The following is a 14,182-nucleotide window of genomic DNA, read 5'->3' as shown; positions in this document are numbered from 1 at the left end:
TCCACAGTTCAGGGTTGGTGAAGCAAACCATCAATGGGCCTCGGCAATCGGATCGAGCGCGCGTGCGTGCTCCACCTCCCAGCCCAGCGGTACCACGTCGCCCACAGCCAGGGCCGGGTCGAGCTCGGCGATCGGCTGCTTGACGAAGAAATCGGCCTTGCCACAGACCTCCAGGCGTACCCGCACGTGGTCGCCGAGGTAGATGAACTCAGCGACACGACCGGAGAAGCGGTTGACGCAGTTCTCGCTGTGGCCGTTCAGGCGTACCCGCTCGGGGCGAATCGACAGGGTCACCGGGTCACCGGCCTGGCCAACGTTGACCGCCAGCGCATCGACCCGCTCGCCACGGGCCAGTTGCACCTGGCAACGATTACCGTCACTGGCCAGCAGGGTGCCGTTGATGCGGTTGTTCTCACCGATGAAGTTGGCGACGAAGGTGTTGCAAGGCTCTTCGTAAAGGGTGCGCGGGTCGGCGATCTGCTGGATCTCGCCCTGGTGGAACACCGCCACCCGGTCGGACATGGTCAGCGCTTCGCCCTGATCGTGGGTCACGTAGACCACGGTCACGCCCAGGCGCTGGTGGATATGCTTGATCTCCATCTGCATGTGTTCACGCAGCTGTTTGTCGAGGGCGCCAAGCGGCTCGTCCATCAGCACTAGTTGCGGCTCGAACACCAGGGCGCGGGCCAGTGCCACGCGCTGCTGCTGGCCACCGGAAAGCTGGCCGGGATAGCGCTTGGCAAAGGCATCGAGCTGGACCATGCCGAGCACGCGCTTGACCCGCTCGCTGACGTCGGTCTTGCTGAGGTTGCGCACGGTCAACGGGAAGGCCAAGTTCTCGGCCACGGTCATATGCGGAAACAGTGCGTAGTTCTGGAACACCATGCCGATATCGCGCTTGTGCGGCGGCACATTGTTGATCGAGCGCCCGGCTAGCTGGATCTCACCGGCGGTGGGGGTCTCGAAACCTGCCAGCATCATCAGGCTGGTGGTCTTGCCCGAACCGGAAGGGCCGAGCAGGGTCAGGAACTCGCCCTTGCGGATGTCCAGGTTGAGGTCTTTGACGATCAGCGATTCGCCGTCGTAGCTCTTCTGCACACCTCGGAAGCTGACCAGCGTCTCGTTCGAATTCGCCTCGCTCATGCCCTGCACCTTCTTGTTGGAATGACTGCGTAGGCAAAAGCGTAGAAGACGCGCAAAGCCCCGGAAATCGGGGGCGCTGAGAGAATGCCATCATCCGGATGGAAGAGTTGCTGTAGGGATCGCCCTACAAGGATGGCGTTTTCAGGTAACTCGAGCTTTGCAGGAGCGGCTTTAGCCGCAATCACCCGCGAAGCCGGTGTCGGAGACAGCGGCGCTTGCCTCGCGGCTAAAGCCGCTCCTACGGTGAGATTGCGTAAAAGCCATTGTCGTAACCAGAACACTCACACCAACTTGTGCTCCATGGCGTACTTCACCAGCTCCGCCAGCGAGTTGACCTTGAGCTTCTGCATCAGCCGCGCCTTGTGGGTGCTGATGGTCTTGCTCGACAGCGCCAGCTGCAGGGCAATGTCGTTGACGTTGGCGCCCTGGGCCAGGCGCTCGAACACCGAGAATTCGCGCTCCGACAGCAGCGTGTGCAGCGGCCGGGTTTCGGTCAGGCCCACTTCGAACACCATGCGATCGGCCAGGGCCGGGTCGATGTAGCGCCCTCCCCCCGCGACCCGGCGGATGGCCGTGAGCAACAGCGCCGGGTCGCTGTCCTTGGTCGCATAGCCCGCCGCACCGGCCTTGAGCGCCCGCGCCGCCATCTGCGCCTCGTCATGCATCGACAGCATCAGGATCGCCGGCGGATTGTTCAGCGCGCGGATCCGCGGGATCGCCTCCAGGCCATTCACCCCAGGCATGGAGATATCCAGCAGCACCACCTCGCAGGGCGTGTGGCGCAGGGTTTCCAGCAACTGCTCGCCATTGCCCGCCTCGCCTGCCACCTGCATGTCCTTGGCCAGGCCGATCAATTGCTTGATGCCTTCCCGGACGATGGTGTGGTCTTCCGCCACCAGCACTCGAATCACGATTGTTTCTCCTGCTTCAAAGGAATCGCCACGCTCAGGCTGGTGCCCTCGCCCGGCTCGCTGTCCAGGCTCATGCTGCCACCGTGCATCAGCACCCGCTCACGCACACCCACCAGGCCGAACGAAGTCGGCCGTGCCGCCTCCATGGCAAACCCCACGCCGTCGTCGATCACGGTCATGCGCAACTGCCCGGCCTCGTGAACCAGCTCGATCTGCACCGTGTGCGCCTGGGCATGGCGCATGACGTTGGTCAGCGCCTCCTGCAAGATACGGAACAGGCCGATGGCCTTGGCATCGCTCAAGGGTGGCAGATTGTCCGGTACCTGCACCAGGCAGGGGATCTGCGTGCGTGCCTCGAAACGCCGCGCCTGCCACTCGATGGCCGAGGCGATGCCGGCGTCGAGGATCGGCGGGCGCAGGGCTGTTGCCACGTCGCGTACCAGCTGGAACAACTGGGCGATCAGGCGCTTCATGCTGGCCAGGCGCTCGTTGAGGGCGGGGTCCAGCTCGGCGAAGGCCAGCTCGCACATCGACACCTCAAGCTTGAGCACCGTGAGCATCTGCCCCAGTTCGTCGTGGACTTCCCGGGCAATCCGCGCCTTCTCCTCTTCGCGCACGCTTTCCAGGTGCGCCGACAACTCGCGCAATTGCTCCTGGGACCCGGCCAGCGCCAGCTCGGCCTGCTTGCCTTGGGTGATGTCCCAGACCACGCCGTCCCACACCATGCGCCCATCGGCCAGGCGGCGAGTGGTCGCCTTGATGTCGGCCCAGCGCTGCTCGCCCTGGCGGGTGAGGATACGCCCCTGCCAGGACCAGTCCTGGTCGCTGGCCAAGGCCAGGTCCTGGACCCGATGGTAGTCGGCGCGATCCTCCGGATGGACCAGGTTGCGCAGCCCCATCTGCGGGTGCTGGATTGCCGCCGGGGTGTAGCCGACCAGCGCCTCGCTGCCTTCGCTGATATAGGGAAATTCCGGGTCGCCTTCGGCCGGATCGCGCTCCAGGCGGAACACCAGCCCCGGCACGTTGCCAGCGATCCCCTTGAGCCGCGCCTCGCTTTCGCGCAACGCGGCCAGGTCGCGCCGGCGCTCGGTGACGTCGGCGAGGAACACCACCAGGTACTCGGCATCGCGAAAACGCAGGAACGACAGCGACAACTCGACCGGGAACAGGCTGCCGTCGGCGCGCCGACACTGGCTTTCGAACTGCTGCTCGCCGCCATCGCCGGTACGGGCACGCTTCCACAGTTCCAGCCAGCGATCCATCTTCAGGTTCGGCTCGATAACGACCAGTGGCAGCTCCAGCAACGCCCCCTCGGCAAAGCCCAGCATGCGCTCGGCGGCATGGTTGGCGTAGCGCACATGGCTGTCCCAGTTGACCCAGAGAATGCCCACCGTGCTCTGGTCGATGGAAAACTGACTCAGGCGCAAAGCCTCCTCACGCACCTGGCGCTCGACCAGGCTCTCCCGGGCCGCCAGCAACCCGCGCTCCAGGCCGCGCTGCTGACGACGCTGCCAGGCCAGGGTGGCCAAGGCGCACAGCAACAGCAGGCTGAACAGCAAGGCCAGGTTCTGCCAGAACCCGGCGGACTCGGAGAACCGTGGATACCTGGGCTGCAACCAGCGCTGGTGCATCTGCTCCAGGGTCTTGGCCGGCAGGGCCTGCAAGGCACGCTCGAGAATATCGGCCAGCACTGGCCAATCGCGCCGTGAGCCGACCCGCAGCAACTGCGGCAGACCGATATCACCCACTACCGCGAGGTCGGCGAACTCGCCTTCGCGCGACAGCCGGCTGAGCTGCGCCTCGTCCAGCACGGCGAAGCCGGCCTGCCCGCCCAACACCAACTGCAGGGCCTCGCGCTCGTCGGGTACACCCTGCAGGTTCAGATTGCCGTAGTTGCCGCGCAGGTAATCCGCCAAGGTACCGGGCATGCGTACCGCCACCCGTTCATTGGCGTTCAGTTTTTCCAGTTCCACGGCTACCGCGCCGCTGCGCATCCCCACCACCAGCTGCGGCACACGCATGTATGGGTCACTGAACAACCACAGCCGCAGGCTGGTCGGCGTTTGCATAAGGCCTGGGGCGAAATCGATCTCGCCCGCCTGCAAGGCATGCTCAAGAGCGGCCTGATCGGCAAAGCCGCGCCAGGTCAAATCCAGGCCCAACGCCTGGGACAGGGCGCCGACCAGTTCGACGTTGGCCCCGTAGAATTGCTGCAGGCGGCGGTCGAACTGGGCATAGGGCGCCTGCAGCACCAGGCCGACGCGCAAGCCGCGGTGTTCGTCCAGCCATTGCTGCTGGGCTGGATCCAGCACCACGGCGGGCGGCGCCTGCGGCTTGGCCAGGGCGATCAAGGGTAGACACAACCAGCCGATAACCCACAGGCAACGCACTCGCTTCATCTCTACGCTCGTCTTGGCAATGACGGCCACCTGGCGTGGCCGTCGCGGGCAAATACCATTAGGCTGCCGGTATGATTCTGGCCTTGGATTGATCGATGTTCACACTTTATCGCACGACGCTGGCAATGTTCTGCCTGGCTTCGGCCCTGCCGTTCGCGGCTCAGGCCGACGACGCCGAGAAACCCGAAGCGCCCGTCGAGGCGGCCGCCTCCGCCCCCGCTCCGCGCCCACCGCTGCTCGAGCGTAGCCAGGACGATGCACTGGCCCTCGAGCGCCAGGTACCCAAGGCAGAACAACAGACCTTGCAGGCCAATGGTGAAAACTTCCTGGCGCTGTGGAAGCCGGCCAACGACAGCGACCCGCAAGGCGCGGTGATCATTGTCCCGGGCGCGGGCGAAAGCGCCGACTGGCCGACCACCGTTGGCCCGCTGCGCCATGGTTTCCCCGATGTCGGCTGGAGCACCTTGAGCCTGAGCATGCCCGACCTGCTGGCCGAGCGCCCACAGGCGCGGGTCGAGGCCAAGCCTGCAATCGAACCGAAAAAAGAGGACGGTGAGTCGGCTCCGGCCAAGGACACGCCCGCCGATGCCAACGCCAACGTCGCCCAGGCGACCGCGCCGGAAGCGGATACTGCCGAGAGCACCGACGCGGTCGAAGCCGACGAACACACCAGCGAGGAGGACGCCGAGCGTATCTTCGCCCGCCTCGACGCCGCCGTGGCCTATGCCCAGCAGCAGAAGGCGCGCAGCATCGTACTGCTGGGCAGCGGCAGTGGCGCATACTGGGCCGCGCGTTATCTCAGCGAGAAGCAGCCGCCTCAGGTGCAGAAATTGGTAATGGTCGCCGCGCAGACACCGGCGCGGGTCGAGCATGACCTGCTGAGCCTGACGCCGACCCTCAAGGTGCCGACCGCCGACCTCTACTACGCCACCCGCACAGCCGATCGGCTCGCGGCCCAGCAGCGCCTGCAGGCCAGCAAGCGGCAGAAGAGCAGCCTGTACCGACAGCTTTCGCTGATGGCCGTGCCTGGCAACAAGGCGGCGGAGCAGGAACAACTGTTGCGCCGGGTGCGCGGCTGGCTGACGCCGAAGGCAGAGTAAGAATGACTGCGCCTGCCTACTCCGGCAGGCGCGGTCTTGCCCGCAATGGCGTTACAAGCCCCGCCGCTTGCGGATCATCGCATAGGCCTGATGCAGCTCACGGGTAAGCTCGGTCGCCTCGCGTACCTTCGCTTCGCTGGCGCCACTGCCCACCAGCTTGTCCGGATGATGCCGGCTGAGCAATCGCCGATAGGCCTGCTTGACCCTGTCGGCCTCGGTGTCCGGCTCCACCCCCAGCAACCTCAGCGCCGCCGCATAGGTCATGACACCGCCCTCGATCGACGACCGGCGCGGCTCATACTCCAGCGACAAGGCCTGCACCTGGTTGCGACTGAGCCCCAGTTGCTGGCCCCAGCCCAGCAACAGGTCGCGTTCCTGCCGCCCGGCCTTGCCGTCCGCCCAGACCATGCGCCAACAGGCGCGCAAGGTACCTTCGGCGCCGTGGGGCTGCACCCTGATACGGCGCAGGTAGTGCCCCAGGCGCTCCTTGCCCGACTTCCCGCGGTTGAACGCGGCAATCGCTCGCATCCGAGCAGGTTCCGCCAGGTCCAGACGGGACATCTCCTGTCGCGCCTGCTGGATGTGGCCCTCGACAACCCGGCCATCACTCTTGGCCAAGCGGCCGAGCAACACGAACAACAACTCTTCGTCACGCAGCGCCGGGCGCCCACCCAGGCGCTCGCGCACGTCTTCCCAACCCTGCAGCCGCAGGCGCCGATCCATGGCCTGGCCTAGCAGCGCCCCCAGCAACGCACCGGGGATGCTGGCCACGGCGAAACCGGCACCGGCACCAATCACTGTGCTCGGCCACCACATATCAGGCACACCCCCCGATCAGGCGCTCGACTTCGGCCAGGCGCTCTAGGGTGCCGACATCGATCCAGTGCCCGCCATAGTGCTCGCCGCTCACCCGCCCTTCGGCCATGGCGCTGCGCAACAGGGGGGCCAGTTTGAACGCGCCGGGCTGACAACCTGCGAACAGCGCCGGGTCCAGCACAGAGATACCACTGAAAGTCAGCGTTCCCGGGAAGTCATCGCCATCGCTCACCTGCCCGTCCGCCAGGCGGAAGTCGCCACGGCCGTGGTGGCCGGGGTTGTCCACCAGCACCAGATGCGCCAGGCCGTGCAACGGCGCATTCAGGCCGGCGAAGTCGTAGTCGGTCCAGACATCGCCATTGACCAGGATGAACGGCGCATCACCCAGCAACGGCAGCGCCTTGAAGATCCCGCCACCGGTCTCCAGCGGTTCGCCCTCCGGCGAATAGCTGATCACCAGGCCGAAGCGGCTGCCATCGCCCAGGTGATCCTCGATCTGCTGGCCAAGCCAGGCGTGGTTGATGACCACCTCGCCAATACCGGCACGGGCCAGCGCCTCGAGGTGGTACTCGATCAACGGCTTGCCGGCGGCTCGCACCAGCGGCTTGGGCGTGTGCAGGGTCAGCGGGCGCATGCGCTCGCCCTTGCCTGCCGCCAGGATCATCGCCTTCATGAACGCGCCCCGGCCTGGAGTTCGGCAATCAGCTGGCCCAGCTCGGCCAGCTCAGGCCGGCGGCTGATCACCTCATCTATATAGGCAAAGAAACGCGGCACGTCGGCCAGGTAGCGTGGCTTGCCGTCGCGGTGGCAGATGCGCGCGAAGATACCGATCACCTTGAGGTGGCGCTGCACCCCCATCAGGTCGCTGGCACGCTGGAAGGCTTCGAAGTCAGCCTGTACCGGAATCCCGGCGGTCTTTGCCTTGTGCCAGTAATCATGCAACCAGCCCTCGACGCGGGCCTGGGGCCAGCTGAGGAAAGCGTCCTTGAACAGGCAGGTGATGTCGTAGGTGACCGGGCCATAGACCGCATCCTGGAAATCCAGCACGCCTGGATTTGGCGCACTGTGCATCAGGTTGCGCGGCATGTAGTCGCGGTGCACCAATACCTTGGGCTGGTCCAGGGCACTGTCGATCAGCAGCTGGCTGACCCGTTGCCAGGTGGCCTGCTGCGCGTCGCTGAAGCTCAGGCCAAGCGCGCGGCCCACGTACCACTCGGGGAACAGTTCGACCTCGCGGCGCAGCAGTGCGACATCGTAGCTGGGCAGTGGCGCGTCCATCGGCAAGCGCTGGAACGCCAGCAACGCATCGATGGCGTCGGCGAACAGGGCATCGGCATTGCCCTGATCAATGATGTCCAGGTATGTCTGCCGGCCCAGATCCCCCAGCAGCAGGAAACCGCGCTCCAGGTCCTGGGCATGGATGACCGGCACGTTCACGCCCGCCGTGGCCAGCAGATGGTCGATGTCGACGAACGGGCGGCAGTTCTCCTGGGGCGGCGGCGCATCCATGATCACGAAGCTGTGCCCGGCGCCCTCCCAGCGGAAGTAACGGCGGAAACTCGCATCGCTGCTGGCGGCGGTCAGGCTGCCGGCGGGCACTTCGCCCCAGGCATTGGTACGGAAGAGGTTCTCCAGCTGCCCGGCAAGCCAGGCGGTCAGTTGTTGCAGGCGTACATCGTGATCGGGCATTACAAGGGTTCTCCGACGGCCCTAGCCGTCAAGCGGGTCATGCTTTATTATCCAGCATCTTTTTCAGACCATCGAGAGGCGTGCGGCCCCCACACGCGGGCAGATGGCACGCAGGAAGCCCGGACTAATAAGATGGCATTGAAATCCCCCGCGTTTCGTAGAAAGTTTCCGTTGCTCGTGACTGGCGGTTTGCTGGCCCTGCAACCCCTGGCCACGTCGTACGTGGTGGCGGCCGAGCAGTTCGACTGCCAAGTGTCCGCTTCCGGTGGCTGGGACTGCAAGCCCAAGACCGCTGCCAACCTGCCTCCACGCCCGGTACACCCGGGCGCTGCCGCTGCCAGCTCGGGTGCCGAGGCACCCGGCGAAGTTGCCGCGGCAGAGGCCGAAAAGCCGATGCTGGTCACCGAGGCCAAGGGCCGCGGCCTGAAGTCGCGCAGCGAAGACTACAGCCATCTGGACTGGGTCCCGCGCGAGAAGCTCACTGCCGCGCAACTGGCCGAGACCGGCCCGTACTGCGGCGGCGCCTACATCGAGCCCGCCCGCCCGGGCATGGACGACTCCACGCCCAAGGACGAGTCGCCGACCTACATCAACGCCAAGGTCTCCAAGTACCAGCAGGAGCAGCAGATCGCCACCCTCGCCGGTGACGTGGTCATGCGCCAGGGCAGCATGCAGGCCGAGGCCGACGAGGCCAACCTGTACCAGGCCGAAAACCGCGGCGAGCTCAAGGGCAACGTCAAGATCCGCGACAACGGCTCGCTGGTGGTTGGCGACGAGGCGCAGATCCAGCTCGATACCGGCGAGGCCCGGGTCGACAACGCCGAATACGTGATGCACAAGTCGCACATCCGCGGCAACGCGCTGTACGCCAAACGTGCGGAAAACGCCATCATCCGCCTCAAGGACGGTACCTATACCACCTGTGAGCCGGGCAGCAACGCGTGGCAGCTCAAGGGCAACAACATCACCCTGAACCCGGCCACCGGCTTCGGCACCGCGACCAACGTGACGCTGCGGGTCAAGGATTTCCCGGTGTTCTACACACCGTACATCTACTTCCCGATCGACGACCGTCGCCAGTCCGGTTTCCTGCCGCCGTCGTTCAGCTCCAGCAGCGACACCGGCTTCATGCTGGTCACGCCGTATTACTTCAACCTGGCACCGAACTACGATGCCACGTTGTACCCGCGCTACATGGCCAAGCGCGGCATGTTGATGGAAGGCGAGTTCCGCTACCTGACCAAGTCCAGCGAAGGGCAGTTCGGCGGCGGCTTCCTGAGCGATCAGGACGACGACCGCAAGAAACAGACGGACTACAAGAAAGACCGCTGGATGGTCAACTGGCAGCACAAGGGTGGTCTGGACGAGCGCCTGATGACCGAGGTGGACTACACCGACATCAGCGATCCGTTCTACTTCCAGGACCTGGAAACCGACCAGATCGGCGTACAGAGCCGGGACATCCTGAACCAGCGCGGCACACTGACCTACCGGGGCGACAGCTATACCGCACGCCTGAACGTGCACGCCTACGAGATGGCGACCATCTCGCAGATCACGCCGTACGACAAGCTGCCGCAGGTCACCTTCAATGGCATGCTGCCGTTCCATCCGGGTGGCTTCGATCTGAGCTACGAGACCGAGGCCGTGCGCTTTGAGCGCGACCTGCTCAACGACACCGTCAGAAACAAGGACGGTTTCCTGGACACCACCGCAGGTCCAAACGGCCGTCGCCTGGATGAGAACGTCTTCGGCATCGCCCGCTCCAACGGCACCCGCTTGAACGTCGCACCGGCAATCAGCCTGCCGATGCAAGCAAGCTATGGCTTCATCACGCCGAAACTGAAGTACGTCTACACCCATTACGATCTGGATCTGGACGGCAAGGGCAAACAGGACCTGATCGACAATCCAGGCCGCAACGAACTCTACGGCGACTTCAAGAGCAATCAGAACCGCGACATTCCGGTATTCAGCGTGGACAGCGGTCTGTATTTCGACCGCAACACACAGCTGTTCGGCACCAACTACCGGCAGACTCTCGAGCCACGCCTGTTCTACCTCTATGTGCCGTACAAGGACCAGACCGATATCCCGCTCTTCGACACCGGGGAAAACACGTTCAACTACTCCTCGCTGTTCCGCGACAACCGTTTCAGCGGCACAGACCGTATCGGTGACGAGAACAAGCTGTCGCTGGGCGTGACCAACCGCTGGATTGAAGACAACGGCTTCCAACGTCAGCGTTTCAGCATTGGCCAGGCGTTCTACTTCAAGGATCGCAAGGTCCAGCTTCCTGGCATCGACTATCGTACCCGCGAAGACAGCAAATCGGATGTCTCGCCGTACGCGCTGGAATACGAATACGCCTTCAACCGCGACTGGCGCTTCAACTCGGACTTCAACTGGGACCCGGACAGCCGCAGCACCCGTTCGGGCAGCGCGATGTTCCACTACCAGCCTGAAGACAACCCGAACAAGGTCGTCAACCTCGGTTATCGCTACCGCAACGACCTGATCACCTATGACTCGCAGACCGGTAACTGGAAGGTCGGCGGTGGCGACTACGGCACGCCGGGCACCCCGAACTACATCAAGGATTACTACAAGATCCAGCAGCACGACTTCTCGGTCATCTGGCCGATCGTGCCTCAGTGGAGCGTGATCGGTCGCTGGCAGCATGACTACAACCGCAACCGTACCCTCGAGGCGATGGGCGGTTTCGAGTACGACAACTGCTGCTGGAAGCTGCGTCTGATCAACCGCTACTGGATCGACTACGACGATTTCAGCCAAGCCGTTCCGCAAAACGAAAAGGGCGACCACGGCATCTTCCTGCAGATCGTGCTCAAAGGGCTCGGTGGTGTAGTCGGCAACAAGGTCGAATCGTTCCTGGACCAAGGCATTCAAGGTTACCGTACCCGTGAAGAGCAAGCTTATTGATCGTCTGCGCCCGCTGATGCTGGGCGCCGCAATGCTGAGTGGCGCGGTGCATGCCGCGGTACAACCCATCGACCGCATCGTGGCCACCGTCGACAACGACGTGGTCATGCAGAGCCAACTGGACCAGCGCGTTCGCGAAGTGCAGCAGACCATCGCCAAGCGTGGCGGCGGCGTGCCGCCCACCAGTGCGCTGGAACAGCAAGTGCTGGAACGCCTGATCGTCGAGAACCTGCAACTGCAGATCGGCGAGCGCTCTGGCATCCGCATCACCGACGAAGAGCTGAACCAGGCCGTCGGCACCATTGCCCAGCGCAATGGCATGTCGCTGGAACAGTTCCGTGCCGCCCTGGCCCATGACGGCCTGTCGTACGACGATGCCCGCGAGCAGATCAAGCGCGAGATGATCATCAGCCGCGTGCGTCAGCGCCGCGTCGCCGAGCGCATTCAGGTCTCCGAGCAGGAAGTGAAGAACTTCCTCAACTCGGACCTGGGCAAGATGCAGATGTCCGAAGAGTACCGCCTGGCCAACATCCTCATCCCGACCCCGGAAGGCGCCAACTCGGAGGCCATCCAGGCCGCCGCGCGCCAGGTAGGCGATGTCTACCAGCAGCTCAAGCAAGGCGCGGACTTCGGCCAGATGGCCATCGCTCGCTCGCGCAGTGAAAACGCCCTGGAAGGCGGTGAGATGGGCTGGCGCCAGGCAGGCCAGCTGCCACCAGACTTCGCCAAGATGCTCAGCAGCATGGCGGTCGGCGACATCACCCAGCCAATCCGCATCCCCAACGGCTTCATCATCCTCAAACTGGAAGAGAAGCGCGGCGGGAGCCAGAGCGTGCTGCGCGACGAAGTGCATGTGCGCCACATCCTGATCAAACCGAGCGAAATCCGCAGCGAAGCCGCCACCGAGCAACTGGCCGAGCGCCTGTACGACCGGATCCAGAACGGTGAAAACTTCGCCGAGCTGGCGAAGAGCTTCTCGGAAGACCCGGGTTCGGCGCTCAACGGCGGCGATCTCAACTGGGTCGACCCGAACAGCCTGGTACCAGAGTTCCGCGAGCAGATGGCCAACGCCGAGCAAGGCGTGGTGACCAAGCCGTTCAAGACCCAGTACGGCTGGCATGTGTTGGAAGTGCTGGGCCGCCGCGCCACCGACAGCACCGAACAGGCTCGCGAGCAGCAGGCCATGAACGTCCTGCGCAACCGCAAGTACGACGAAGAGCTGCAGAACTGGCTGCGCCAGATCCGCGACGAAGCCTACGTTGAAATCAAGCTGCCTGGCGCCGACCAGGTCGCCCAGTGAAACCCCTGCGCTTCGCCGTCACCCCCGGCGAGCCAGCCGGCATCGGTCCCGACCTGTGCCTGCTGCTCGCCGCCGAGGTCCAGCCCCACCCCCTGATTGCCATCACCAGCCGTGACCTGCTCGCCGAGCGGGCCACGCAGCTGGGCCTGGACGTCAAGCTGATCACGGTTGTGCCGACCGCCTGGCCGGAGCAACCGGCTGCCGCCGGCAGCCTGTATGTCTGGGATACCCCCCTGGCCCGTCCGGCGACAGCCGGGCAGCTGGACAAGGCCAACGCCGCATTCGTCCTGGAAACCCTTACCCGTGCCGGGCAAGGCTGCCTGGACGGGCACTTCGCAGGGATGATCACCGCGCCGGTGCACAAGGGCGTGATCAACGAAAGCGGTATCGCCTTCTCCGGGCATACCGAGTTCCTCGCCGACCTCACCCACACCACGCAAGTGGTGATGATGCTGGCCACCCACGGGCTGCGCGTGGCACTGGTGACCACCCACCTGCCCCTGCGGGACATCGCCGAGGCCATCACCGGCGACCGTCTGGAGCGCGTCACCCGCATCCTGCATGCGGACATGCGTGACAAGTTCGGCATTGCCAACCCACGCATCCTGGTCTGCGGGCTCAACCCGCATGCCGGAGAAGGCGGCCACCTGGGCCGTGAAGAAATCGACATCATCGAGCCGGCGCTGCAGCGCCTGCGCGCCGAAGGCATGGACCTGCGCGGTCCGCTGCCGGCCGATACCCTGTTTACCCCCAAATATCTGGAGCACTGCGACGCGGTGCTGGCGATGTACCACGACCAAGGCCTGCCCGTACTCAAATACAAGGGCTTCGGCGCCGCGGTCAACGTGACGCTGGGCCTGCCGATCATCCGCACCTCGGTCGACCATGGCACCGCCCTGGACCTGGCCGGCACCGGCCGGATCGACACAGGCAGCCTGCGCGTCGCCCTGCAAACCGCCTACCAGATGGCCGAGAACCGACCATGACCGAGCAATACCAACACCGGGCGCGCAAGCGCTTCGGCCAGAACTTCCTGCATGACGCCGGAATCATCGACCGTATCCTGCGGGCGATCAACGCCAAGGCCGGCGAACACCTGCTGGAGATCGGCCCGGGCCAGGGCGCCCTGACCGAGGGTCTGCTGGGTAGCGGCGCACAGCTGGACGTGGTGGAGCTGGACAAGGACCTGGTGCCGATCCTGCAACACAAGTTCGCCGGGCGCGACAACTTCCGCCTGCACCAGGGCGATGCCCTGAAATTCGACTTCAACCAGTTGGGCGTGCCTGAGCGCAGCCTCAAGGTGGTGGGCAACCTGCCCTACAACATCTCCACGCCACTGATCTTCCACCTCCTGGCCCATGCCAACCTGATCCGCGACATGCATTTCATGCTGCAGAAGGAAGTGGTCGAACGCATGGCCGCCGGCCCTGGCGGCGGCGACTGGGGCCGCCTTTCGATCATGGTGCAGTACCACTGCCGCGTGGAGCACCTGTTCAACGTCGGCCCGGGTGCCTTCAACCCGCCACCAAAGGTGGACTCGGCGATCGTGCGCCTGGTGCCCCACGAAGTGCTGCCCTACCCGGCCAAGAACCCCAAGCTGCTGGAGCACGTGGTGCGCGAAGCCTTCAACCAGCGCCGCAAGACCCTGCGCAACACGCTCAAGGGCGTGCTCGACAGCCAGGCCATCGAGGCCGCTGGCGTGGATGGCAGCCTGCGCCCCGAGCAGCTCGACCTGGCCGCCTTCGTGCGCCTGGCCGACAAGCTGGCCGAACACCAGGCCTGACCAAACCAGCGCAGGACAAGCCCGCCCCACCGTGGGAATGGGCTTGCCCCGCGCTCAGGCATGACTGGCCTCCACCCCCGCCAATGGCCTAGACTGCG

General features: G+C 64.8%; 11 protein-coding genes. 5 read left to right on the top strand and 6 right to left on the bottom strand.

From position 1 onward, the window contains the following. Window positions 1–30 precede the first annotated feature (30 nt). The 3 genes from ACODS9_RS18025 to ACODS9_RS18015 all read right to left on the bottom strand — a co-directional run bounded on the left by ACODS9_RS18025 (window position 31) and on the right by ACODS9_RS18015 (window position 4,453). Window positions 31–1,143 (bottom strand): ABC transporter ATP-binding protein, encoded by a 1,113-nt coding sequence (locus ACODS9_RS18025; protein ID WP_046857370.1) that lies wholly within the window; start codon window positions 1,141–1,143, stop codon window positions 31–33. A gap of 281 nt (window positions 1,144–1,424) precedes the next feature. Next, a complete protein-coding gene (locus tag ACODS9_RS18020) occupies window positions 1,425–2,057 on the bottom strand; it encodes a response regulator (protein ID WP_172670942.1) in 633 nt (210 codons plus the stop codon). Then, window positions 2,051–4,453 carry a PAS domain-containing sensor histidine kinase gene (locus ACODS9_RS18015; protein ID WP_489094414.1) on the bottom strand — a complete coding sequence of 801 codons (2,403 nt, stop codon included), beginning with the start codon at window positions 4,451–4,453 and terminating at the stop codon, window positions 2,051–2,053. The genes ACODS9_RS18020 and ACODS9_RS18015 overlap by 7 nt, the downstream gene beginning before the upstream one ends. Before the next feature lie 95 nt (window positions 4,454–4,548). Between ACODS9_RS18015 and ACODS9_RS18010 the strand changes: the two genes are divergently transcribed. Next, the gene (locus ACODS9_RS18010) at window positions 4,549–5,553 is read left to right on the top strand and encodes an alpha/beta hydrolase family protein (protein ID WP_489094413.1); all 1,005 of its coding nucleotides are present in this window, start codon (window positions 4,549–4,551) and stop codon (window positions 5,551–5,553) included. Between the two features lie 51 nt (window positions 5,554–5,604). Here the strand turns inward: ACODS9_RS18010 and ACODS9_RS18005 are convergent, their stop codons facing one another. The 3 genes from ACODS9_RS18005 to ACODS9_RS17995 are packed head-to-tail and all read right to left on the bottom strand — an operon-like array spanning window position 5,605 to window position 8,058. Beyond that, window positions 5,605–6,369 carry a TerB family tellurite resistance protein gene (locus tag ACODS9_RS18005; RefSeq protein WP_038707236.1) on the bottom strand — a complete coding sequence of 255 codons (765 nt, stop codon included), beginning with the start codon at window positions 6,367–6,369 and terminating at the stop codon, window positions 5,605–5,607. Window position 6,370: 1 nt separating this feature from the next. Beyond that, window positions 6,371–7,042, bottom strand: a complete 672-nt coding sequence (gene murU / locus ACODS9_RS18000) for an N-acetylmuramate alpha-1-phosphate uridylyltransferase MurU (protein ID WP_401107834.1) — start codon at window positions 7,040–7,042, stop codon at window positions 6,371–6,373. Next, entirely contained in the window at window positions 7,039–8,058 is a 1,020-nt protein-coding gene (locus tag ACODS9_RS17995) for an aminoglycoside phosphotransferase family protein (protein ID WP_023632127.1), read from the bottom strand. Before ACODS9_RS17995 ends, murU begins: the two co-directional genes overlap by 4 nt. 132 nt (window positions 8,059–8,190) lie before the next feature. Between ACODS9_RS17995 and ACODS9_RS17990 the strand changes: the two genes are divergently transcribed. The 4 genes from ACODS9_RS17990 to rsmA are packed head-to-tail and all read left to right on the top strand — an operon-like array spanning window position 8,191 to window position 14,084. Then, window positions 8,191–11,001, top strand: a complete 2,811-nt coding sequence (locus ACODS9_RS17990; protein ID WP_401107829.1) for an LPS-assembly protein LptD — start codon at window positions 8,191–8,193, stop codon at window positions 10,999–11,001. Continuing rightward, the gene (locus ACODS9_RS17985) at window positions 10,982–12,301 is read left to right on the top strand and encodes a peptidylprolyl isomerase (protein ID WP_110697477.1); all 1,320 of its coding nucleotides are present in this window, start codon (window positions 10,982–10,984) and stop codon (window positions 12,299–12,301) included. The genes ACODS9_RS17990 and ACODS9_RS17985 overlap by 20 nt, the downstream gene beginning before the upstream one ends. Next, a complete protein-coding gene (pdxA, locus tag ACODS9_RS17980) occupies window positions 12,298–13,287 on the top strand; it encodes a 4-hydroxythreonine-4-phosphate dehydrogenase PdxA (protein ID WP_401107823.1) in 990 nt (329 codons plus the stop codon). Before ACODS9_RS17985 ends, pdxA begins: the two co-directional genes overlap by 4 nt. Beyond that, on the top strand, window positions 13,284–14,084 hold the full coding sequence (gene rsmA, locus ACODS9_RS17975) for a 16S rRNA (adenine(1518)-N(6)/adenine(1519)-N(6))-dimethyltransferase RsmA (RefSeq protein ID WP_489094412.1): 801 nt from the start codon (window positions 13,284–13,286) through the stop codon (window positions 14,082–14,084). The genes pdxA and rsmA overlap by 4 nt, the downstream gene beginning before the upstream one ends. Window positions 14,085–14,182 lie beyond the last annotated feature (98 nt).

It is taken from the genome of Pseudomonas sp. FG36 (assembly GCF_057809275.1).
Note: the sequence above shows the minus strand (reverse complement) of the source record. Positions and strands in the feature narration are given on the sequence as shown.

Excerpts from the sequence above, each read along its gene's own strand:
- ACODS9_RS17995 (WP_023632127.1), bottom strand. The coding sequence starts at position 8,058 with ATGCCCGATCACGATGTACGCCTGCAACAACTGACCGCCTGGCTTGCC.
- ACODS9_RS18015 (WP_489094414.1), bottom strand. The coding sequence starts at position 4,453 with ATGAAGCGAGTGCGTTGCCTGTGGGTTATCGGCTGGTTGTGTCTACCC.
- ACODS9_RS18010 (WP_489094413.1), top strand. The coding sequence starts at position 4,549 with ATGTTCACACTTTATCGCACGACGCTGGCAATGTTCTGCCTGGCTTCG.
- ACODS9_RS17990 (WP_401107829.1), top strand. The coding sequence starts at position 8,191 with ATGGCATTGAAATCCCCCGCGTTTCGTAGAAAGTTTCCGTTGCTCGTG.
- rsmA (WP_489094412.1), top strand. The coding sequence starts at position 13,284 with ATGACCGAGCAATACCAACACCGGGCGCGCAAGCGCTTCGGCCAGAAC.
- ACODS9_RS18025 (WP_046857370.1), bottom strand. The coding sequence starts at position 1,143 with ATGAGCGAGGCGAATTCGAACGAGACGCTGGTCAGCTTCCGAGGTGTG.
- murU (WP_401107834.1), bottom strand. The coding sequence starts at position 7,042 with ATGAAGGCGATGATCCTGGCGGCAGGCAAGGGCGAGCGCATGCGCCCG.
- ACODS9_RS18005 (WP_038707236.1), bottom strand. The coding sequence starts at position 6,369 with ATGTGGTGGCCGAGCACAGTGATTGGTGCCGGTGCCGGTTTCGCCGTG.